This window comes from Halalkalicoccus sp. CGA53 (assembly GCF_036429475.1).
Lineage (GTDB): Archaea > Halobacteriota > Halobacteria > Halobacteriales > Halalkalicoccaceae > Natronorarus > Natronorarus salvus.
This window is the reverse complement of the sequence record NZ_CP144125.1, coordinates 1775052-1796169: the sequence shown is the minus strand read 5'-3', so window position 1 is coordinate 1796169 and position 21118 is coordinate 1775052. Positions and strand designations below refer to the sequence as shown.

General features: G+C 68.7%; 19 protein-coding genes. 13 read left to right on the top strand and 6 right to left on the bottom strand.

From position 1 onward, the window contains the following. Window positions 1-93: 93 nt before the first annotated feature. Entirely contained in the window at window positions 94-657 is a 564-nt protein-coding gene (locus V2L32_RS10705) for a thioredoxin family protein (protein ID WP_331236483.1), read from the bottom strand. 82 nt (window positions 658-739) lie between these two features. Here V2L32_RS10705 and V2L32_RS10700 point away from each other — a divergent pair, with 82 nt between their 5' ends. The 3 genes from V2L32_RS10700 (at window position 740) to V2L32_RS10690 (ending at window position 4033) form a co-directional block, all read left to right on the top strand. Further along, entirely contained in the window at window positions 740-1918 is a 1179-nt protein-coding gene (locus tag V2L32_RS10700; protein ID WP_331236482.1) for an enolase C-terminal domain-like protein, read from the top strand. A gap of 490 nt (window positions 1919-2408) precedes the next feature. Then, on the top strand, window positions 2409-2897 hold the full coding sequence (locus tag V2L32_RS10695) for an Lrp/AsnC family transcriptional regulator (protein ID WP_331236481.1): 489 nt from the start codon (window positions 2409-2411) through the stop codon (window positions 2895-2897). Beyond that, complete coding sequence (locus V2L32_RS10690; protein WP_331236480.1) at window positions 2894-4033, top strand: pyridoxal phosphate-dependent aminotransferase; 1140 nt, start codon at window positions 2894-2896, stop codon at window positions 4031-4033. The genes V2L32_RS10695 and V2L32_RS10690 overlap by 4 nt, the downstream gene beginning before the upstream one ends. A 13-nt stretch (window positions 4034-4046) precedes the next feature. Here V2L32_RS10690 and V2L32_RS10685 read toward each other — a convergent pair whose 3' ends face one another. Beyond that, a complete protein-coding gene (locus V2L32_RS10685; RefSeq protein ID WP_331236479.1) occupies window positions 4047-5189 on the bottom strand; it encodes an NAD(P)/FAD-dependent oxidoreductase in 1143 nt (380 codons plus the stop codon). Between the two features lie 82 nt (window positions 5190-5271). On the opposite strand from V2L32_RS10685, the gene V2L32_RS10680 reads away from it, so the two are divergent. From V2L32_RS10680 to dhaM, 4 genes are all read left to right on the top strand, one after another. Continuing rightward, the gene (locus V2L32_RS10680) at window positions 5272-6249 is read left to right on the top strand and encodes an ornithine cyclodeaminase family protein (RefSeq protein ID WP_331236478.1); all 978 of its coding nucleotides are present in this window, start codon (window positions 5272-5274) and stop codon (window positions 6247-6249) included. 75 nt (window positions 6250-6324) lie between these two features. Beyond that, entirely contained in the window at window positions 6325-7332 is a 1008-nt protein-coding gene (gene dhaK, locus V2L32_RS10675; protein WP_331236477.1) for a dihydroxyacetone kinase subunit DhaK, read from the top strand. A gap of 106 nt (window positions 7333-7438) precedes the next feature. Beyond that, window positions 7439-8170, top strand: a complete 732-nt coding sequence (gene dhaL, locus V2L32_RS10670; RefSeq protein WP_331236476.1) for a dihydroxyacetone kinase subunit DhaL — start codon at window positions 7439-7441, stop codon at window positions 8168-8170. After that, window positions 8170-8559 (top strand): dihydroxyacetone kinase phosphoryl donor subunit DhaM, encoded by a 390-nt coding sequence (gene dhaM, locus V2L32_RS10665; protein WP_331236475.1) that lies wholly within the window; start codon window positions 8170-8172, stop codon window positions 8557-8559. The genes dhaL and dhaM overlap by 1 nt, the downstream gene beginning before the upstream one ends. Before the next feature lies 1 nt (window position 8560). Here the strand turns inward: dhaM and purL are convergent, their stop codons facing one another. Then, window positions 8561-10813, bottom strand: a complete 2253-nt coding sequence (gene purL, locus V2L32_RS10660; RefSeq protein WP_331236474.1) for a phosphoribosylformylglycinamidine synthase subunit PurL — start codon at window positions 10811-10813, stop codon at window positions 8561-8563. 107 nt (window positions 10814-10920) lie between these two features. Further along, the gene (locus V2L32_RS10655; protein WP_331236473.1) at window positions 10921-15237 is read right to left on the bottom strand and encodes a PAS domain S-box protein; all 4317 of its coding nucleotides are present in this window, start codon (window positions 15235-15237) and stop codon (window positions 10921-10923) included. Window positions 15238-15480: 243 nt separating this feature from the next. Here V2L32_RS10655 and V2L32_RS10650 point away from each other — a divergent pair, with 243 nt between their 5' ends. The 4 genes from V2L32_RS10650 to V2L32_RS10635 all read left to right on the top strand — a co-directional run bounded on the left by V2L32_RS10650 (window position 15481) and on the right by V2L32_RS10635 (window position 18389). Next, window positions 15481-15804, top strand: a complete 324-nt coding sequence (locus tag V2L32_RS10650) for a DUF7344 domain-containing protein (protein ID WP_331236472.1) — start codon at window positions 15481-15483, stop codon at window positions 15802-15804. A 2-nt stretch (window positions 15805-15806) separates the two neighbouring features. Next, on the top strand, window positions 15807-16463 hold the full coding sequence (locus tag V2L32_RS10645; RefSeq protein ID WP_331236471.1) for a helix-turn-helix domain-containing protein: 657 nt from the start codon (window positions 15807-15809) through the stop codon (window positions 16461-16463). A gap of 154 nt (window positions 16464-16617) precedes the next feature. After that, window positions 16618-17310 (top strand): PHP domain-containing protein, encoded by a 693-nt coding sequence (locus tag V2L32_RS10640; protein WP_331236470.1) that lies wholly within the window; start codon window positions 16618-16620, stop codon window positions 17308-17310. Further along, window positions 17307-18389, top strand: a complete 1083-nt coding sequence (locus tag V2L32_RS10635) for an asparagine synthase C-terminal domain-containing protein (RefSeq protein ID WP_331236469.1) — start codon at window positions 17307-17309, stop codon at window positions 18387-18389. Before V2L32_RS10640 ends, V2L32_RS10635 begins: the two co-directional genes overlap by 4 nt. Here V2L32_RS10635 and V2L32_RS10630 read toward each other — a convergent pair. Continuing rightward, complete coding sequence (locus V2L32_RS10630) at window positions 18386-18859, bottom strand: NUDIX hydrolase (RefSeq protein ID WP_331236468.1); 474 nt, start codon at window positions 18857-18859, stop codon at window positions 18386-18388. The two genes, V2L32_RS10635 and V2L32_RS10630, sit on opposite strands and share 4 nt — an antisense overlap. Window positions 18860-18956: 97 nt before the next feature. Here V2L32_RS10630 and V2L32_RS10625 point away from each other — a divergent pair, with 97 nt between their 5' ends. After that, window positions 18957-20057, top strand: a complete 1101-nt coding sequence (locus V2L32_RS10625; protein ID WP_331236467.1) for a glycerol dehydrogenase — start codon at window positions 18957-18959, stop codon at window positions 20055-20057. Window positions 20058-20064: 7 nt separating this feature from the next. Here the strand turns inward: V2L32_RS10625 and V2L32_RS10620 are convergent, their stop codons facing one another. Beyond that, a complete protein-coding gene (locus V2L32_RS10620) occupies window positions 20065-20595 on the bottom strand; it encodes a GNAT family N-acetyltransferase (protein WP_331236466.1) in 531 nt (176 codons plus the stop codon). Between the two features lie 81 nt (window positions 20596-20676). On the opposite strand from V2L32_RS10620, the gene V2L32_RS10615 reads away from it, so the two are divergent. After that, window positions 20677-21117, top strand: a complete 441-nt coding sequence (locus tag V2L32_RS10615) for a DUF3054 domain-containing protein (protein WP_331236465.1) — start codon at window positions 20677-20679, stop codon at window positions 21115-21117. The last annotated feature ends 1 nt before the right edge of the window (window position 21118 follow it).

Sequence of the window (21118 nt, the reverse complement as noted above, 5' to 3'; positions counted from 1 at the left end):
GGACGGACCCGGGTATCGAGACGACCGTCGGAGCGTTCGGTCGATCGAGTAGAAGCGATCTACCCGTTTAACGATCGGGCGACCGCGAGCCCGCTACTCCTCGTCCCACTTGATCGAACAGCCCCGCGAGGGTACCTCCTCGACGTCGACCGCCTCGCCCGCGAGCGCGCTCTCGATCGCCTCGTGAATCGTGTGTTCGGTCGGCTCGTCCTCGGGGTTCATCGCGTCGTCGAGCCTGCCGTGATACACCAGCCGGAACTCCCGGTCCTCTCTCGCGAACAGGAACGGATCGGGCGTGCACTCCGCGCCGTAGGCCGCCGCGACCTCCTGGGACTCGTCCCTGAGGTAGGCGTCGTAGGCGATCGTGCCGTCCTCGACTAGCTCGACCATCCGCTCGAAGGAGTCCTCGGGTTTGATCTCCGTACTGTTGGGGTTGATCCCGACGACCGCCACCTCGTCGTACTCGGCGGCCAGGTCGTTCAGCGTCTCGAACTTCGCCTTCGCGTACGGACAGTGGTTGCAGGTGAACACCACGAGCAACGCTTCGTTGTCCGAGAACGACGCTACACTGTGCGTCTCGCCGTCGACCCCCGGAAGCTCGAAGTCCGGGGCGACGTCGCCGTGGTCCAGTTCGGTCTCGGAGTCGACGAGTGCCATGGGCGACCCTACGGACGGTGGATGCAAAACGGTTCGGCCGCTCCGGACCGGAATTTATTACCCGGGCGCTCGCGGGGTCGGTATGGCACCGACGATCACCGGCATCGAACTGACCGAGTTCGCCTACGAACTGGAGGACGTCGGCACCGACGACCTCGGCTTCAACCTCGTCTACGAGCCCGGACACACCCTCGAGACCTCACAGCTCGCGATCCGCGTCCACACCGACCTCGATGTTACGGGAGAGTACGTCCTCGCGACCTCCACGGCACCCGACCAGGTCAGGAAGTACGCGAAGTATCTCGTTGGAAGGGACCCGTTCGAGCGCGAGCGCCACTGGAGCGAGATCAAGCGCGCGCTCAGGAAGTACGACCGAATGGGGATCGGACCGCTCGACATCGCTCTCTGGGATATCGCGGGGAAACACTACGACGCGCCGATCCACGAACTGCTCGGCACCTACCGAACCGAACTCCCGACCTACGCGTCGACGTATCACGCCGACGACAACGGCGGCCTCGACTCGCCGGAGGCGTTCGCCGACTTCGCCGAGGAGTGTCTGGGGATGGGCTACCCGGGGTTCAAGATCCACGGCTGGGGAGGCAGTGACGAGGCCCGCGATATCGATCGAGAGGTCGAGACGGTGACGGCGGTGGGAGAGCGCGTCGGGAGCGAGATGGACCTGATGTACGATCCGGCCTGCGAGTACGAGACGTTCGCCGACGCCCTCGCGGTCGGCAGAACGTGTGACGAGGCGGGCTTCTTCTGGTACGAGGACCCGTACAGGGATGGAGGGATCAGCCAGCATTCCCACGGGAAACTACGAGAGCTGCTCGACACGCCGCTTCTCCTGACCGAGCACGTCAGGGGGCTCGAGCCGTACACCGACTTCCTCGCGAACGGCGCGACCGACTTCGCCCGGGCGGACCCCGAGTACGACGGCGGCATCACCGGCGCGATGAAACGCACGCGGGTCGCGGAGGGGTTGGGCCTCGACGTCGAGTTCCACGCGCCCGGCCCCGCCCAGCGTCACTGCATCGCCGCGACGCGCAACGCCAACTACTACGAACTCGCGCTCGTCCACCCGGACTGTGCGAACACGCAGCCGCCGGTCTACGAGGGTGAGTACTCCGATCAGCTCGACGCGATCAGCTCGAACGGAACGGTCCCGGTGCCCGATGGCCCCGGACTCGGGGTCGAGTACGACTGGGAGTACATCGAGGCGAACGAGGTCGTCTCACACGGGTACGGCGAGGTGTAGGGCGGGCCAGAAGACGTATTTTAGACTGTGAACGAGTGACACGTGCGGAGACACCGTGCTCCTGCGTAGCTCCGCGTTTTCGATCGCCGTATGCGTAAACTTCGAGCGTGTTTGAACGGGTTTTATTAGCTATGGGAACGAACACACGTCGCCGGGCCGACGTGTATCCGAACGAGGCACTCCACAGGGTTCGGACGACGCGAGGGTTCTTCTCCCGGCCCGTCGTCCAGCGGGTACGACACGTCCACGGTACGACTACGACGATAGCGTCGTGTTCGTCACGGGTAGCGAGTCCGAGCGGCGGCGCTCGAACCAGCTGGTGAAGGGATTCGGCGAACGCCGTCGCGCCCGGACGGATCGGTACGGAGTTCGTCGAGGGGTACCTCTCCCTGACGGGCGAGGATGCCACCGGCGTCACCCTCGACCTCCCGTTCGTCGACGTGGCTGGAGGTTCTCCAACACTTAACTCGCTCACCGCGGAGGGGGGAGTATGGACGCGAGCCGCAAGCTACTCGAAGCCCTCCGCGAGAACGCCCGGACGGAGAGCGAAAACCTCGCCCGACAGCTCGGAATGAGCCAGGAAGAGGTAGAAGACGGGATCGCCACGCTCGAGGACGAGGGGATCGTGCGGGGCTACCAGGCGATCGTGGACTGGGAGCGGACGGACCAAGAGCGCGCGCAGGCGGCGGTCGAACTCAACGTCACGCTCGACCGCGAGACGGGGTACGAGGAGATCGCGATGCGGATCGCGCGGTTCCCGCAGGTCACGGACCTCCGGCTCGTCAGCGGCGACTTCGACTTCCTGATGCAGGTCGAAGCCGACACCGTCCGTGAGATCTCGCGGTTCGTCTCGGAGAAGGTCGCACCCGTCCCCGAGGTCACCCAGACTGTCACCCACTTCGTGATGGACACGTACAAGGAGCGAGGGATCGAGCTCCGCGACGGCCACGACGACGACCGGCTCTCGGTTTCGCCATGAGACGGGCCGAACGCGTCGAGCGGGTCGGACCGTCGGGCATCCGCAGGTTCTTCGAACTCGCCGAGGAGCGAGAGGACGTGATCTCGCTCGGCGTGGGCGAGCCCGACTTCGCCGCGCCGTGGGCCGCCCGCGAGGCGGCCATCGCGAGTCTCGAGGCCGGGAGGACCTCCTACACCGCGAACCGGGGTCTGAGAGAGCTCCGGGATGAGATCGCCGACCACGTCACCCGCTACGGCTTCTCCTACGATCCGAGCGAGGAGGTGCTGGTGACGACGGGCGTGAGCGAGGCGGTCGACGTCGCGCTCCGCGCGTTCGTCGATCCCGGTGATCTAGTGGCCGTCGCCCAGCCGGCGTACATCTCCTACGAGCCCGGGGTGGTCTTCGCCGGGGGCGAGGTGCTCCCCGTGCCGACGCGCGAGGAGGAGGCCTTCACCCTCACCTACGACGCACTGGAGCGGGCGGGCGCGGGGGAGGCGTCGGTGCTGATGCTCTGTTACCCGAACAACCCCACCGGGGCGGTGATGGACCGGGGTGAGATCGAGGAGGTCGCCCGGTTCGCCCGCGAGCACGACCTGCTGGTACTCTCGGACGAGATCTACGCCGACCTGACCTACGAGGGCGAACACGCCTCGATCGCGGCCTGCGAGGGCATGCGCGAGCGGACGATCGTCTTCAACGGCTTCTCGAAGGCGTACGCGATGACGGGGCTCAGGCTCGGCTACGCGCTCGGACCACCGAGTGGAATCGCCGCGATGAACCGGGTCCACCAGTACGCGATGCTCTCGGCGCCGACGACCGCCCAGTACGCCGCGCTGGCGGCGCTCCGGGACTGCGGGGACGACGTGCGGGAGATGGTCGGCGCGTTCGACCGCCGGCGTCACTACATGCTCGCGCGCTTCTCCGAGATGGGGCTGTCCTGTTTCGAGGCGAAAGGGGCCTTTTACCTCTTTCCCGAGGTGCCCGGCGACGACGACGCGTTCGCCGAGGGGTTGTTGGAGGAACAGGGGGTCGCGGTGGTCCCGGGATCGGTCTTCGGCGAGGGCGGCGCCGGCCATCTCAGGGTATCGTACGCGACGGGAATGGCGAGCCTTCGCGAGGCAGCGGATCGGATCGAGGCGTATCTACAAGGACGCTGATCGGTGGTTCGGGTCACACCACGTTCCGTTCGGCTCGGACGTCCTCCTCGAACCGGTCGCTCGAAAGCGGCGCGATGTCCACGGTGGCGGCCTCTCTCTCGGTCACGAGTTCTGAAACGATCGTCCCCGTCGCGGGCGCGTGCATGAAGCCGTGCCCGGAAAAACCGGCGGCGGTGATCAGTCCGGGCAGGCTCTCCTCGATCACCGGATAGCTGTCTGGCGTGACGGCGTAGAGCCCGGACCAGCCCCGTCGGATCCGGGAATCGGGGCCGAAGTAGGTCGCGAGATCGCCCGCGCGCTCGACGGCCTCCGCTGCCCACAGCATCTCGATCCCTTCGCCGTAGCTATCGGGGTCGACGTCCGGGTCCTCGCCGATCTGTCCGCCGACGAACGCGATACCCTCTCGTTCGGGCAGGAAGTACGCCCCCGTGTCGAGATCCGCCGTGAGCGGGTCCGTTTCGGGGACTGGAGACTCGGGATCGACGACGGCGATGGAGCGACGTCTCGGTGCGATCGGGAGGTCGAGATCCACGGACCGAGCGAGTTTCCGGGACCACGCGCCAGCGGCCAGGACGACCCGATCCGCGTCGACGTGCTCGCCGTCGGCGACGAGTCCCGTCACGCGCCCGTCCTCCGTCAGGAGTTCGGTGACGGCCGTCTTCGTCCGGACCTCGACGCCCGCCTCGCGGACAGCCTGTGCGTAGCCCTGTACCGCCAGGTTCGGGTCGGCGATACCGTCGCTCGCGCAGTACGAGCAGGCTCGGAACCGGTCGGCACGAAGGCCAGGACAGTGTCCGCGTGCCTCCTCGGGCGAGAGGAGCTCCGAGGGTACTCCGAGATCGTTCTGCATCGAGACGTTCTCGCGGAGCGTCTCCTCGGTGGCTCCCTCGCGTGCGAGAAAGAGGTAGCCGTGGCGGCGGAAGGCGATGTCCACGCCGAAACGTTCCTCGAAGGAGTCCCACGTGGGGATGCTCGCGAGCGAGAGCTCCACGTTCACCCTCGTCGAGAACTGTTTCCGGATGCCGCCGGCTGCCCGGGCGGTGGATCCCATACCGAGCGATCCCTTCTCGAAGACGGTGACCGCACAGTCGTGCCGGGCGAGTTCGTACGCGCTCGCCAGCCCGACGATCCCCCCGCCGACGATCGCGACGTCCATACCCCCCGTTCGTGGTCGGACGCTAATAACCGCTCGCGAAGCGGTCACCACCCTCTAAGACACCGGACGGAGAACGGAGTTCATGACCGACGTTCGCGTCCTCTCGGAGGAGGAGATCGACGACCTGCTCTCGCTCCCGGAGCTGCTCTCGGTGGTCGAGGAGGCCTTTCTCGCCGACGGCCGGGGCGAGACCGTCAGACCCGACAGACCTCACTTCCCGGTCGGGAAGGGACTCCGGGGGGAGGGGCCGCTCGGAACGGGGCTGACGATGCCGGCGTACATCCACGGGAGAGACCACTACGCGACGAAGCTCGCGAGCGTCCACCCCGGAAACGCCGAGCGTGGACTCCCCACCGTGAACGCACAGATCGCGCTCACCGACGCCGAGACGGGCCAGCCGGTGGCGTACACGGCAGGGACGCTGGTGACGAACGCTCGGACGGGCTGTATCGGCGGGGTAGCGGCGCGCGCGCTCTGCGAGGGACCGATCGACCTCGGGGTGATCGGCGCGGGCGTGCAGGCGCGCTGGCAGAGCCGAGCGATCGCCGCCGGTTCGACGGTGCGTTCGATTCGGATCTACTCCCCGAGCGACTCGAAGAACGAGTGTGCTGTCGATCTGGACGGGGAACTAGACGCTCACGTGACGGCCGTCGACTCGCCCGCGGACGCGGTGAGCGAGGCGGACGTCGTCGTCACGGCGACCACGGCGACCGAACCCGTGTTCCCGGGTGCGGCGCTCTCGGCCGGAACGGTCGTGATCGCCGTCGGCGCGTTCTCCGCGGAGATGCGCGAGATCGATTCGGAGACCGTCGACCGGGCGGCGGCCGTGATCGCGGACGTGCCGGAGGAGGTCGTAGAGACGGGCGACATCAGGGAGACGGGGCTCCGTGTGGAGGAGCTCATCCCGCTCTCGGACGTGCTCTCCGCGGAGTGGAGCCGCGAGGTGGGGGAGATCGTCCTCGTCGAGAGCGTCGGGTCGGCGATCCTCGACGCGGCGGCTGCCGAACACCTCTTCGAGCGGGCGATCGCCGAGGAGGTCGGGACGATCGTCGGCCTCTGAATCGGTTACTGTCACCCCGCCCGGTGCGAGTAACGCTTAACCCGGTGTGTGCGGAGTTCACACCCGAGGAGAGCCATGAAGAAACTGATCAACGAGCCGGGGGCGGTCGTGAGCGAGATGCTCGACGGGATGGTGGCGGCGCATTCGGGACTCGGGCGACTGGAGGGGACGGAGGTGCTCGTTCGCTCGGACGGGCCGGTCTCGGGAAAAGTGGGGATCGTCTCGGGTGGGGGCAGCGGTCACGAGCCGACGCACGCGGGCTACGTCGGCGAGGGGATGCTCGACGGGGCGGCGGCGGGCGAGGTGTTCACTTCCCCGACCGCCGACGAGCTGGGCGAGTTGGTGAGCGCCTGTGACGGCGGGAGCGGCGTGCTCTGTGTGGTGAAGAACTACGAGGGCGACGTGATGAACTTCGAGACGGCGATGGAGCTCGCGGAGCTGGAGGGGGACGTCGAGGTCGATTCGGTGGTAGTGGACGACGACGTCGCGGTCGAGGACTCGCTCTACACCTCCGGTCGGCGCGGCGTCTGCGGGACGATCTTCGTCCACAAGGCCGCCGGCGCGGCGGCCCACCGCGGCGACGACCTCGCGGACGTGAAGGCGATCGCGGAGGAGGTGAACGACCGCGCCGGGACGATGGGGATGGCGCTCACCTCCTGTACGACGCCCGAGAAGGGCGAGCCGACGTTCGAGCTGGGAGACGAGGAGATCGAACTCGGCATCGGCATCCACGGCGAGCCGGGCGTCGAGCGAACCGGGGTGATGAGCGCGGACGAGGTGACCGAGGAGCTCGCGAGCCACGTCCTCGACGACCTCGAACTGGAAGAGGGTGCGGAGGTCGCGACGATCGTCAACGGGATGGGCGGAACCCCGCTGATGGAGCTCTACGTGGTGAACCGGCGGCTCCAGGGACTCCTCGGCGAGCAGGGGATCGGGACCTGGGACGCCTGGGTCGGCGACTACATGACCTCGCTGGACATGTGTGGCTGTTCGATCACGGTTCTGGAGCTCAGCGAGGAGCTGAAGCAACTGCTCGCGTACCCGGTCGACACCCCGGCGATGACGGTCGTCGGTGGGGACTAATACGGTCTGCCGTGACGATTTACCGATGAAACCGCAGGACGGTCGCGGTTGCTCCGGAAATGACGTACAGCAGTCCGTATAAGCCCTCCGGGTTCGAAGGGAGGCCATGGACGAGGCGACGCAGGCCGAGGCGGTCCGCGAGGCGGTCCGAGCGTGTGCGGATCGGGTTGAGGCCGAGAAAGGGTATCTGACCGACCTCGACTCGGCGATCGGCGACGCGGACCACGGCGCGAACATGAGCCGCGGGTTCCGGGCGGCGGTCGACCGGATCGAGGACGCGGACGACGACCCTGCGGCGGTCGCGAAAGCCGTGGGGATGGCACTCTTATCGGAGGTCGGTGGGGCGGCGGGCCCGCTCTACGGCGGGTCGATCGTCGCCGCGAGCGGCGAACTAGAGGGGGGGATCACCACCGAGACGACCGTCGCGTTCGCGGAGGCCTACCTGGAGAAGGTTCGGGAGCGAGGAAAGGCCTCCGTGGGCGACAAGACGATGGTCGACGCGCTGGTTCCCGCGGTCCACACGTACAAGAAGTCGATCGAGATCGACGGGTTAGCACCGCTCGAGGCGCTCGGGAAGTCGGTCGACGCCGCCGAGCGGGGCGTCGCGTTCACCGTCCCGATCCGGGCGAGCCGGGGGCGGGCGTCGTACCTCGGCTGGCGCTCGGTCGGCCACCAGGACCCCGGCGCGACGAGTACGCTGATCCTGCTGGAGACGCTGCGCTCGGTCGCGACCGAGCACCTCGACGGCGAGGTCGAGTTCGACGCCGAGGCCGAGGGGAAGCCGGCGGAGGACGACGAGGGCGGAGACGAGGCGGAGGCGGTGGAGGTCGAGGACTGATGGTCGGGATCGTTATCGTCTCGCACAGCGAGAAGGCAGCGGAGGGGATACGGGAAGTGGCGACGGAGATGGGCGGCGACGCCCGGATCGAGGCCGTCGGCGGGACTGACGATGGGAGAATCGGAACATCGCCCGAGCCGATCAGCCGGGCGATCGCAGACGCCGCCGACGGGAACGGCGTCGTGGTGCTCGTCGATCTCGGGAGCGCCGTGATGAACGCCGAGATCGCGATCGAAGAGGCCGAGCTAGAGGAGGAAGTGGTGCTCGCCGACGCCCCCGTGATGGAGGGTGCGCTGAACGCCGCCGTCGCGGCGGGTGCGCCCGACGCCACCGTCGAGTCGGTCCGGATGGCTGCCGAGGACGCCCAGCGGGTGAAGAAGTTCGGCTGAGTTAGTCGAGCCCGCGAGCGAGGACGTTCCGGAGCTCGGCGATCGCCTCGTCGGCCGCGACGATCCGTCCGTCTTCGGTCTCGATCGAGAGCGTTCCGTCGGGAGTGGTCGTCCCGAGATCGACCACGGAAACGTCGCCGGTCGCCTCCCGCACCGTCCCCGGATCGGTCGTCTCGACGAGAAGCCTGCCCGGCGTCTCCGTACAGAGCTCCGCGACGCCGCCGTCTATCTCGACCTCCGCACCGGCGTCGCCCGTGACCATCTCCGCGAGCGAGACCGCCAGTCCGCCGTGGCTCACGTCGTGGGTCGCGAGCGTCGTCTCGAGGTTCGCGATCCCCGTGAGGGCGTCGATCAGCTCGTTCGGTCGGTCGGGGAGGACGGGGAACCGGTCGCTCCCGCCGGCCCGTGCGAGCAGTTCGGAGCCGCCGAGTCGGGGCGCTGTCTCCCCCGAGAGCGCGGTATCCCCGACCAGCAGCAGGTCGCCCTCCCCGGCGAACGTCATCGGCGGGGGCGAGTAGTCCTCGCGCACGCCGACCATCGCGAGCGTCGGCGTCGGCGGGATCGGTCCGGCGGTCGAGTCGTTGTAGAGCGAGACGTTCCCGCCGACGACCGGGGTCTGTAGTATAGCACACATCTCTGCGAGGCCGTCGACGATCGCCCGGAAGCCGCCGTACACCTCCGGCTTCTCCGGGTTGCCGCCGTTCAGGCAGTCGACCGCAGCGAGCGGTCGCGCGCCCTTCGCCGCGAGGTTCGTCGCGTTCTCCAGCGCGACCGCCCGGGCACCCTCGTAGGGCGCCGCCTCGGTCCAGTAGGGTTCGGCTCCGGCGGAGATCGCGAGTCCCAGACCGTCCTCGCCGGCCTCCCGGATCGCGAGCACCGCACTGTCGTCGCCCGGCCCGACCGCGGTCCGGAGTCCGACCTCGTGGTCGTACTGCCGGTAGACCCACCGCTTGCAGGCCGTGTTCGGACTCCCAACGACGACCTCGAACGCCGCTCCTATCTCGACGTCCGGGAGGTCTCGGTCGGGCTGCTCGGGTTCGACGTGTGCCAGGTCGTTCATCGGCGCGCCGTCGGCGAGGAACTCGGCGGGGACGTCCACCACCGTCTCGCGGCCTCCTGTCCCCTCGTCGCCGTCTCGCGGCTCCGTCGCTCGACCCTCCGAGGCGCTTCGCGCCTCGCTCTCCTCGAACGTACAGACGTAGTTTCCGTCCGTAATCTCCCCGATCACCGAACAGCCGAGGTCGAAGCGCTCGGCGATCTCACGAACCCGCTCCACGTCCTCCAGTCGCACCTCGTAACACATCCGCTCCTGGGACTCCGCGAGCAGGATCTCGTGTGGCGCCATGTTCGGCTCGCGCTGGTGGACCCGCTCCAGTCGGATCTCCGCACCGAGCCCGCCCTTCGCGACCATCTCGCTCGACGCACCGCCGAGACCCGCTGCTCCGAGGTCGCGCGCCGAGACGACCAGCCCCTCGTCCACCAGGGCTTCGTTCGCCTCGATCAGCAGCTTCTCCGTGTATGGATCGCCGACCTGCACCGCCGGTCTGTCCTCGGTCTCGGCGTCCTCGGCAAGGTCCTCGCTCGCGAACGACGCCCCGCCGAGGCCGTCGCGTCCGGTCGCGTTGCCCACGAGCACGAGCGCGTTCCCGGGGGTCTGCGCCTCCGCGGTGACCAGTCGATCCGCCTCCAGCAGGCCGACACAGGCGACGTTCACCAGCGGGTTGCCCTCGTGGCCCGGGTGGAACGTCGTCGATCCGCCCACCGTCGGGACGCCGATACAGTTGCCGTAGTGGCTGATCCCCTCGACGACGCCCTCCAGCAGGTACCGCGAGTGTTCGCGCTCGAACGCGCCGAAGTAGAGCGAGTCGATCAGTGCGATCGGGTACGCGCCCATCGAGAGGGTATCTCGTACGATACCGCCGACGCCGGTGGCCGCGCCGTCGAACGGATCGACGTAGGAGGGGTGGTTGTGGCTCTCGATGCCGAGGGTGATGTACGTGGAGTCGTCGAGTGCGACGACCGCGGCGTCGTCTCCGGGACCGACGACGACCTCTCCTCGCGGGCTTCGTCCGCTCGGACGTTCGGTCGAGCGGTGCTCGACGCGCTCGCTCTCGAACGCCGAGAGCAGCGGTCGCGAGGATCGGTACGCACAGTGTTCGCTCCAGAGGTTCTCGAACAGGAGTTCCTCGGTCGGCGTGGGATCGCGACCGAGTTCCGCGGCGACGAGGTCGTGGTCCGACGGGGCGAGCGGCATCTGGAGGAGGGTTCAGAGGGTGCGATGAAAGCGCTTTCTAAGTGGTCTGGAGACTTCCCGATCGACCGGTGGTGCTCCGTCGCTCGAGGCGGTGAGTCGCCACTCGGTCACCCGTCGCTTCCGGTCACGGACGAGTACAGCGAGCCCACCACCTTCGACTCCGCCTTCCGGAGGTGCTGGTGGAACGTCGTGGGGGCGACGCCCAGGGAGTCTGCGACCTCGGTACCGTCAGCCTCGCGCGGCCACTCGAAGTAGCCCGCGTGGTAGGCGGTGTCGAGGGCGGCGCGCTGTCTGTCGGTGAGCGACCGCAGGAGACGGCGCTGGATGCGGTGTGGGTCGTCACCCGACCGCGTGAGCTGCCGGCGGCGGTGCATCTCGGTCCCCGGATACGCCTCCTCGACGCCGTCGAGGAGCCGGCGGACGTCGACGCCCGGCGGGAGGTGTATCGTCACCCGATAGTCACCGTCCTCGACGACGGCGGAGTCGATGTAGCCGCCGTGGTCCGCGACGACCGAGAGCAACGGCGGGTCCGTCAGCCGGAGTTCGAAGCGTGTCGGGTCTCCCCTCGAACGGACGGTGACCGCGTCCCAGTGGGGGATCGTGTCGACGAGACCGCACACCGTGTCGATGGCGTCCGGTGTCGCGGTGCCGTAGACGAGGAACTCGTCGTCACCGAGGGGGATCGTGTACTCGAGCGTCATCGTTCCCGGCATCTCGACCGGCGAGCCGAGCGCAGAGAGGACGTCCGTGATCCGGAGGTCGAGTTCGATCAGCTCGTCGCTCATCAGCGCACGCTTTCGCTCGACGGCGGCGATGGCGTGGCCGACGACCTCTCCGAGCCGATCGATGACGGCGCGCTCCGCGGTGTCGAACGCGTCCGGACGGTCGGCGTAGACGCCGAGAACCCCGTAGACGGTCCCCTCGTGGACCACCGGAATCGCGGCCACCGCGGTGAAGCCGAACTCGGCGGCGGCCTCCCGCCACGGTTCGAACGACGGGTCCGAGAACACGTTCCGGACGACCTGCGTCTCCCGCTCGCGGACGGCCCTCGCGCCGGGGCCCTCGTTTCCGGGGTCGTCCGGGTCCAACGAGACCACCACCCGATCGGCGTAGCCGCGCGTCCGGGCGCTGGCGCGCGGTCGGAAGGTGTTCGTGGCCGAGTCGACCTCGGCCAACCAGGCGAACTCGTAGGCGTCGGTCCTCGCCAGGGCGTCACAGACCGCCTGTTCGATCTTCTCGCGCGTGGACTGTTCGATGACGGTGTCCGTGACCTCGCTCACGATGGAGTTGAGGTCGTCGAGCGCGGCGAGTTCCTCGCGCTGGGAGAGGAGCCGTCGCTCGTACTCGTGACGGTCGATCGCGCTCGCGAGGACGTTCGTGACCGACTGGACGAAGCTCACGTCGAGGTCGGTGAACTCCCTGGGATCGGTGTCGTGGGTTCCGAGGATCCCCCAGGGGTCGGCGGCGGGACCGATGATCGTGCTGATGCCGCTTCGCACGTCGTGGTCCCGGAGGAGGTCGGGACCGCTGAACCGCGACTCGGTCCTCAGGTCCTCGACGACCACCGGCTCCTCGACCGCCAGCGTGTGGGCCGCCTGCGAGTCGTCCTCGACGGCCGAAACCGTCGCTTCGCCGACGAGCCCCTCGTTCCACCCGACGCCCTGTCTGAGCAGGAGCTCCCCGGCGTCGCCGTCCAGATCCAGCACCTTGCAGTACTCGGTATCGAGGGTGTCGGCGACCAGCCTCGTCGCATCCCTCATCAGCGCGTCGAGGTCCGCGTCCTCGAGCGCGGCCGTGCCGAGGTCGGCGACGACCTCCTGCTGGTGGACCTGCGTCTCGAGCGTCCGCTCGCGCTCCTTGCGCTCGGTGACGTCCCGAACGACGCCGATCGCGCGAATGGGTTCGCCCCCGTCGTCGAACTCGAACTCGCCGTGGGCCTCGACCCACCGTTCCTCGCCGTCCGCGCGGACGATCCGACACTCGAACGTCCACTCGCCCGTCTCGAAGGCGTCGTCGAACAGCCGCTCTACTGCCTCCCGATCCTCCGGGTGGACGTGCTCGAGGAACCGGTCGACCGACCAGTCCTCGAGCGGCTCCTCGTAGCCGAAGATCCGGTCGTGCTGGGGCGAGCGGACGGGCGACTCCCCGGTCCGGAGGTCGAGCTCCCAGGCTCCGAGCTCGGCCGCCTCGAGCGCGAGTCGGAGCCGCTCCTCGCTCTCCAGTACGGCCCGCTCGGCCTCCTTTCGGTCGCTCACGTCCCACAGCATCCCCGCCGAGCCACGGATCCGGCCGTCGTCGTCGGTCAGCAGCGAGATCCGGTTCTCCACGGGGATCCGGTCGCCCCCTTTCGTTCGCACCTCGTACTCGACAGCCGTCGTCCCGTCACCACCGTTCGCGAGCAGCTTGGCGACACGCCGCTCGACCCGGTCGATCGCCTCCTCGTCCATCCCGATGGAGACGTGCCGTCCGAGCAGTTCCGACTCCTCGTAGCCCGAGTACTCGACGAACGCCTCGTTGACGAAGACGAGTCGTCCGGCGGTGTCGACCTCGTAGACCGGTTCGCCGACCGCGTCGACGATCCCGGCGTACCGTTCGAGTTCGAGCTGACGTTCCTTGCGCTTCGTGATGTCGCGGAAGTAGACCGACAGCCCGGACTCCCCGGGATAGGCGTGGATCTCGAACCAGGCGTCGAGGGGGTCGGGGTAGAAGAGGTCGAACGACGTCGGCTCCTGGGTCACCATGGCGCGTTCGTACTCCTCGCGAAGCCTCGACTCGGCGGCCCACTCGAACGTCGCCCAGATATCCTTCCCGACGAGCCCGCTGCCCTCGACGTCGATCAGCTCCTCCGCACGCTCGTTGACGTGCGTGAACCGCCACTCGTCGTCGACCGCGTAGAACGCGTCGGTGACCCGACCGAGGACCTCCTCGAGTTCGCTCTCGAGGTCGTCGCGCTGTCGCTCCAGCCGTTCGGCCTGTTCCACCCGCTGCGAGACGTCCTCGACGGTGAGGAGGGCCCGATCGGCCTCACCCCCGTCGGCTACCATCGGCTCGGCGTTCGTCGAGAGCCAGCGACGGCACCCGTTCGACGACCGCAGTCGGAAGTGTCGGTTTCGGACCGACCCGCCGGTCTCGATCGTCTCGACGAACGGCCGCTCGTCGGGGGCCAGTGGGTCGCCTTCCTCGTCGGTGAGTTCGACGTCCCCGAGCGTGTACGTGCCGTCGGCGTCCCGGTCGAGTTCGAGGAGTTCGACCGCCCGCCGGTTCGCGGTGTCGATCGTCCCGTCCGTTCCGACGGTCAGCACGCCGACGGGGACCGTCTCCAGCAGCCTCCGGGTGAAATCCCGCTCTCGACGTATCTCCTCTTCGTACTCGCGTCGGTCGGTCGTGTCGCGGGTGACCTTCGCGTAGCCCTCGAGCGCGCCGTCCTCGTCCCGGATGGCCGTGATCGTGACGCTCGCCCAGAACCGCGTGCCGTCGGCCCGGACGCGCCAGCCCTCGTCCTCGACCGAACCCTCGGCTCTCGCCTCGGAGAGGTTTTCCTCGGGCACGCCGGCGGTCCTGTCGTCGTCGGTGTAGAACCCCGAGAAGTGCTCGCCGAGGATCTCACCGACTTCGTAGCCTTTGATCCGCTCGGCACCGGGGTTCCAGCTCCGGACGTACCCCTGCGTGTCGAGGGTGAAGATGGCGTACTCCTCGACGGCGTCGATCAGCGATCCGAACCGTTCTGTGTCCCGTCTGCGCGCCCGTTCCGAGCGTTTCCGTTCCGTGACGTCGTAGTAGAGTTCGATCCGTCCGCCAGCGAACGCGCCGGTCTCGATCGGTTTGCTCCGGTGTTCGAGCCAGCGTTCCTCGCGAGCCTCGCCCGCCGTCACGTGACACTCGAAGCATTCGACGTACGTGTTGTCGTCGTAGGTCGCGAGCACCCGGTCCGCGAACGCGTCGCCGTCCGCGACGACCGGCCCGACCCGTTCCTCGACGAGACGGCGTTTGTCGCTCCCGACGACCTCCTCGCGGTCGAACCCGAAGTACCGCTCGGTCGCCCGGTTGATCCAGGCGACCCGGAACTCCTCGTCGAGGACGAAGACGCCGACCCCGACGTCGTCGATCACGTCGGCGACGAGCGACTCCGCGGCAGCCGACGGGTCCGACGCGAACACCTCGATGCTCGTCGGCGAGCGGACGGAGGGGTCATCCCCGTCGCCGGAGGGTCGCTCTGGGGGCGGCCGCCACCACACGCGGGCGTTCGCCCCGACCTTCTTCGTCTCGAGGCGGTCGTGGTCGACGAGTCGCTCCAGCCGGGCGTACGTGCTTCGACGGCCGAGGTCGAGACGCTCTGCCACCTCGGGCGTCGTCCGCGGTTCCCCGGAGCCGTCGAAGACCGCGAGCGTTTCCCGGAGGGTGTCGGTCAGTCCACTCGCTCCCATCGAGCAGCCTAACGCATGACGAGGCCATGAACCTTCCGTCGATGGAGCCTACCGTGCGAAGTGCCCACACGGTTCGGCTACCGGGTGAGGGCGGTCGGGGCGGAGCCGTGCCGTCCGATTAGACACCGAATCCGATGAGTCGCGGTCAGACGTGCCTCATCAGTTCTAGTGTGTCGTTACGGGTGTACGGTGTCTCCGAACGGGTACGTGCCGGCAGCCGCTGGCCGAACGGGAGCACAAACGATGTCACAGACCATGTACACGGCGAACGAGAGCGTACTGAGCGGGGTCGAACTGGCCCCGGACGAGCGGTACAGCCTGCTCGCGTCGGCCCGCCGCCGACTGGCGCTCGACCTCCTCGCGGAGACGACAGCGACGCTCGACCTCGAGGAGTTCGCGGCGGGCATCGTCGCCCGGGAGGGGACGATCCCCGCCGACAGTGACGCCATCGAGCGCGTCGCCATCTCGCTTCACCACGTCCACCTCCCCGCGCTGGCCGACGCCGACGTCCTCGAGTACGACCCGGAGAGGCGCTTGATCGAGCCGACCGACCGGATCGGGGGCTGATCATGGTCACGATAGTGGAACTCCGGTTCCCCGCGTCACAGACGCTGTTCGCGGAGGCGGTCGAACGAGATCCCTCGATCGAGATGGAGCTCGAACAGGTGGTGCAGGCGACCGGGCTCCCGATCAGGGTCCGGGGTGTGCAGAAACGGGACGTGGAGGCGGCCCTCGATGCGACGGCCCGTATCGAGGGGTACGATCTGATCTCCGACGACACACAGGAGTGGCTCTACTCGGTCCGGTGCGAGGAGGGTCGGCCCCGGGTGCTGGGGTGGATCGTCGAGACGGGGGGTACGGTCCTCTCGGCCACGCTCTCGGGGGGGACGTGGTCGGTTCGGTTGCGCTACACGCTGCACGCCGACGTCGAACGAACGGTCGAACTGCTCCGGGAGAACGGTATCGAGATCGACATCGGCTCGATCCGAAGCGTCTCGGAGGAGGACATACCCGCGGTCGGTCTCACGCCGGAACAGTACGAGGCGCTCTCGCTGGCGGTCGAGTACGGCTACTTCGAGATCCCTCGCCGGACCTCCCTGGAGGAGCTGTCGAACCACCTCGACATCTCACACCAGTCCCTCTCGGAACGGCTCCGGAGAGCGCAGAAGGGGCTCCTGAACACGAACCTCACACGCGCGGACGCCGACTCCCAGAAGGCGTTCTGAGCCGCCTCGTCGAACGTCTTTCCTCCGATCCCTCGTTCGAGGACCGGACCCGGTAGCGGGACCGGTGAGGCGATTCCGACCAGCATCGTCCACCGGTCACGGCCACCCGTCCGCGACCGGGGTGTTTTTGCCAGCCTCGCGCGAAGCGATAGGTGTGCTGACCGTCGAACTCCACGCGCACTCCGAGCTCTCTTACGACGGTCGAGACCCGATCGACCTGCTGCTCGAACAGGCCGCAGCGGTGGGACTGGACGCGCTCGCGATCACCGACCACGACGAGATCGACGCGAGCCTCGAGGCCGCCGCACTCGCCCCGCAGTTCGGTCTCGTCGGCATCCCCGGCATCGAGATCACGACCGAGGCGGGTCACGTCCTCGGACTCGGGATCACCGAGCAGGTCCCGGCGGGGCTCCCGTACGACGAGACGCTCTCGCGGATCCGGGAGCTGGGCGGGGTGGCGGTCGTCCCCCACCCGTTCCAGAAGTCCCGAAGCGGCGTCGCGTACAACGTCACCCGCCACCAGCTCGCGAGCGCCGACGCGATCGAGATCTACAACTCACGACTGCTGACCGGGATCGCGAACATGCGGGCCGAACGGTTCGCGAGTGAGCGCAACCTCCCCGTGACCGCCGGGAGCGACGCCCACATCAGCGAGATGGTCGGCCAGGCGGTGACGAACGTCGATTCGGAGGCCGAGGAGGGTCTGGAGGGGATCCTGAACGCGATCCGCGAGGGGCGGACGACCGTCGAGGGCAAGCGGACTCCCTGGCGGATCAGCTTCCGGCAGGCCGGCGGCGGCGCGAAACGCCGGGTGAAGAACCGGCTCCGCTCGGTCGTCCCGCGATGAGCCTCCACGGCGCTTCCGCCGACCTCGTCGAACGGGCGATCGAGACGGCCGATCCGCTCCCCGGGGACCGGGGGTTCGCCGGCGAACTGCCCGGGGGAAAACTCGTCCGGGACGTCCTCGGCAGGTACCCGCTGTTCACCGAGCGCGAGGGGACCGGGTGGGCGTTCTCGCCGACGGATCTCGCCGATCCGGTCTCGTTCCCGACAGGCCACGTTCGCGACGAGGGCGGACTCGAACGGGTCTGGACGCTCCCGGAGCCGGAACCGACCGCGGAGGACGGCGACGCGATCGAGGGACTCCGCGACGGGCTCGGCGAGAGTCTGGACGCGATCGACACGGACGGGACCGCGGTCGCCTTTTCGGGCGGGGTCGACTCCGCCGTGGTCGCGAGCGCGCTCTCGGTACCGTGTTACGTCGCGGGCTTCGAGGGGAGTCACGATCTCGAAGCCGCCCGCTCGGCCGCCGACCTGCTCGGGCTGGAGCTGGTCGAGATCGACGTCACCCACGGGGAGATCGAGCGGGCAGCAGGGAGGGTAGCGCGGGCGACCGGTCGGACGAACGCGATGGACGTCTCGATCGCGCTCACGCTCTTTCTGGTCGGTGAGCGTGCGGCGGCGGACGGCTTCGACCGCCTCGCGCTCGGTCAGGGCGCGGACGAACTGTTCGGCGGCTACGAGAAGGTCGCCCGTCTCGACCACCGCGTCGAGGCCGAATCCGTGCGTGGGGCCGCCCGGGAGGCGGTCTCGTCACTTCCCCACGGCCTCGAACGCGACGTGCTCGCCCTGCGCGCGTCGGGCGTCGAACCCGTCGTGCCGCTGCTCGACGACCGTCTGATCGAGATCGCACTCCGTCTCGACGGCGAGCATCTCGTTCGTGACGGGGTCCGAAAGTGGGCGTTCCGCGAGGCCGCGCGGGCGTTCGTCCCGGACGAGGTCACGAGGAGGGGAAAGAAGGCGGTCCAGTACGGCAGCCTCGTCTCGCGCGAACTCGACCGGCTGGCGCGGCAGGCGGGCTACAAGCGGCGGATCGACCGCCACGTGGATCGGTACGTCGAGTCGCTGCTCGATTCCGAGGACTAACCGCCGTTCTCGACGACGTCGATCGCCTCGCAACCGAGTTCGACCGTATCCGAATCGACCTCGCTCTCGCGTAGCTCCTCCGAGGTGTACCACGACCAGGCCTCGGTCCCGGCCTCGCCCGGCGCGGGGCTGATCTCGCGGCTCCCGACGCTCGCGTAGTAGAGCAGATCGACGTGCTGGTGGCCGACCGAGCCGTCGGCGTGGACGTTGATGTCGTAGAGCATCACGTGTCGCGGCCTCGGGAGACTCACCCCATCGGGGCCGGTCACCTCCCGGGTGTCGTCCACGAGCGTCGCCTCGAGGCCGGTCTCCTCCTCGATCTCCCGCAGGGCCGTCTCGTGTGGCAGTTCGTCCCGGTCGACGTGGCCCCCGGGTGGCACCTCGATGCCGAGGCGCTCATGGTGGTGGAGCGCCGTGGCTCCGTCGTTGACGATGTACGCGGTGGCGGTGAAGTGACGCGTCGTCTCCATCGATCGAGAGTATATCCGGAGGGGGGTCGGTCGTTTCGTTTCCGCTCCGACCCGGTCCCCGACTGTTAAGCCGTTTCGCGTCGTGTTCTCCCCACCCATGACCTACGTCTTCGAGGCACCCGGATCGTACGTACAGGGCCGCGACGTGAGCGCGGCGATCGGATCACACGCGGAGAGCCTCGGCGACCACGCGCTGGTCCTCGGCGACGACGTCGTCCTGTCGCTGGTCGCCGACCCGGTCGAAGAAGGCTTCCGGGATCGGGGGATCGAGACGACCGTCGAGGAGTTCGGCGAGGAGTCCTCGGAGGAGGAGGTAGCGCGGATCGCGGGGATCGGCGCCGACGCCGGAGCCGACATCGTCGTCGGCGCGGGCGGCGGGAAGGCCCTCGATACGGCGAAGGCCGTCGCGATCGAGAACGACGTGGCGATGGTCTCGATGCCGACGATCGCCTCGACCGACGCCCCGACGAGCGCGCTCTCGGTGATCTACACCCCCGAGGGGGAGTTCGAGGAGTACTGGTTTCACGAGCGCCACCCCGACCTCGTCCTCGTCGACACCGCCCTCGTCGCGACCGCGCCCACCCGATTCTTCACCTCCGGGATCGGCGACGCGCTCGCGACCTGGTTCGAGGCGGACGCCGCCTATCGGTCGAGCGCGGAGAACATGGTCGGCGGGCGGTCGACGCGGGCCGCCCACCGCCTCGGTCGACTCTGCTACGAGACGCTCCGCGAACACGCCGTCTCGGCGGTCCACGCCGTCGAGAACGACGCGGTGACCGAGAGCGTCGAGGCGGTCACCGAGGCGAACACCCTGCTCTCGGGACTGGGCTTCGAGAGCGGCGGGCTCGCGGCCGCCCACGCGGTCCACAACGGGCTGACACAGCTCGAGGAGACGCATCACGCCACCCACGGTGAGAAGGTGAACGTCGGCACGCTCACGCAGCTGGTTCTGGAGGGCCACGACGACGCGTTCGTCGAGGAGCTGATCGAGTTCTCGCTCGCGGCCGACCTGCCCGTGACGCTCTCGGGGATCGGGATCGACGACCCGGAGAGCGCCGATCTCGGGAGCGTCGCGGAGGCCGCCTGCGCCGGGGGCGAGACGATCCACAACGAGCCGTTCGAGGTCACGCCCGCGATGGTCGAGGACGCGCTGCGGACCGCCGACGCGCTCGGTCGCGACGCGAGCGAGGCCGCCTGAACGGAGGTCAGTCCTCTTCGACTGGGGGAGGCGACCAGCCGTCGCGTTCGGCGAGGAACCGCTCTTCGGCGTCGCTCAGGTCGCGCTCGCGGAACCGGTCGAGCCCATCGCGGTAGCGGTCGGCCGACCGTCCCTCGGGGGCGGGGCGGGAGAGGACGAGTTCGGCGATCCCCGTCTCCTCCCCGGTAAAGCCAAATCCCCCCTTGTAGAGCGCCTCGTAGGCGAACGGGTTGTTGACTGCGATCTTCACCCGGTCGAACCGCTCGTCGATCTCCGAGAGGGCGAACGCGATCAGCCGGGGACCGATCCCCTCGCCGCGGCGGTCCTCGCGGACGGTGACGTAGCGAAGCCAGCAGGTCGACGCGTCGGTTCGATCCGCGTTGAACGCGAGTGCCGCGACCACCTCCCCGCCCTCGCGAGCGACGGCCTTCCCCGTACTCGACATCACGAACTTCCCGGCGTAGGCGAACCTCCTGTAGTCGAGCCGGAGCGTCGGGCCCTCGTCGGGCCAGCCGAGGAACTCGAAGGCGAGGGCCATGGCCCCCCTACCGGCTCGATCCACAGGTCGGTTTCGGTCGCAACCACGGGAACCAAATCACCTCCCGACGTAGCGGGCGTTATGGCAGCCTCGTCCGCCGTCAGCCGGAGCCGGTCGCGGCCGGTCGTCCGGCTCGAACGCTCCGCGCTGACCGCGCTCGCACTCATCGGGGATCTCGTACTGATCGCCGCACAGCTCACCGTCGGCCTCGTCTTCCACGGGCAGGACCCGCTCGCGGTGCCGGCGTACACGGTCGAAACGGTCGCACCGTTCCTGCTCGGGTGGCTGCTCGTCGCCCCGCTCCTGGGACTCTACGCCTCCCGGACGTACGAGTCGGTGACTCGCTCCGTGCTCGCGGTCTGCGTCGCCTGGACCATCGCCGCACTGGTCGGCGCGGCGATCCGCGCGAGTCCGAACGTCGTCGGGAACGCGCCGCCAACGTTCGTCGCCGTAACGGTCGGAACCGGCCTCGCGCTCCTGGTCCCGTGGCGGGCGGCGCTCGCCGCGGTCGTCCGGCGATAGT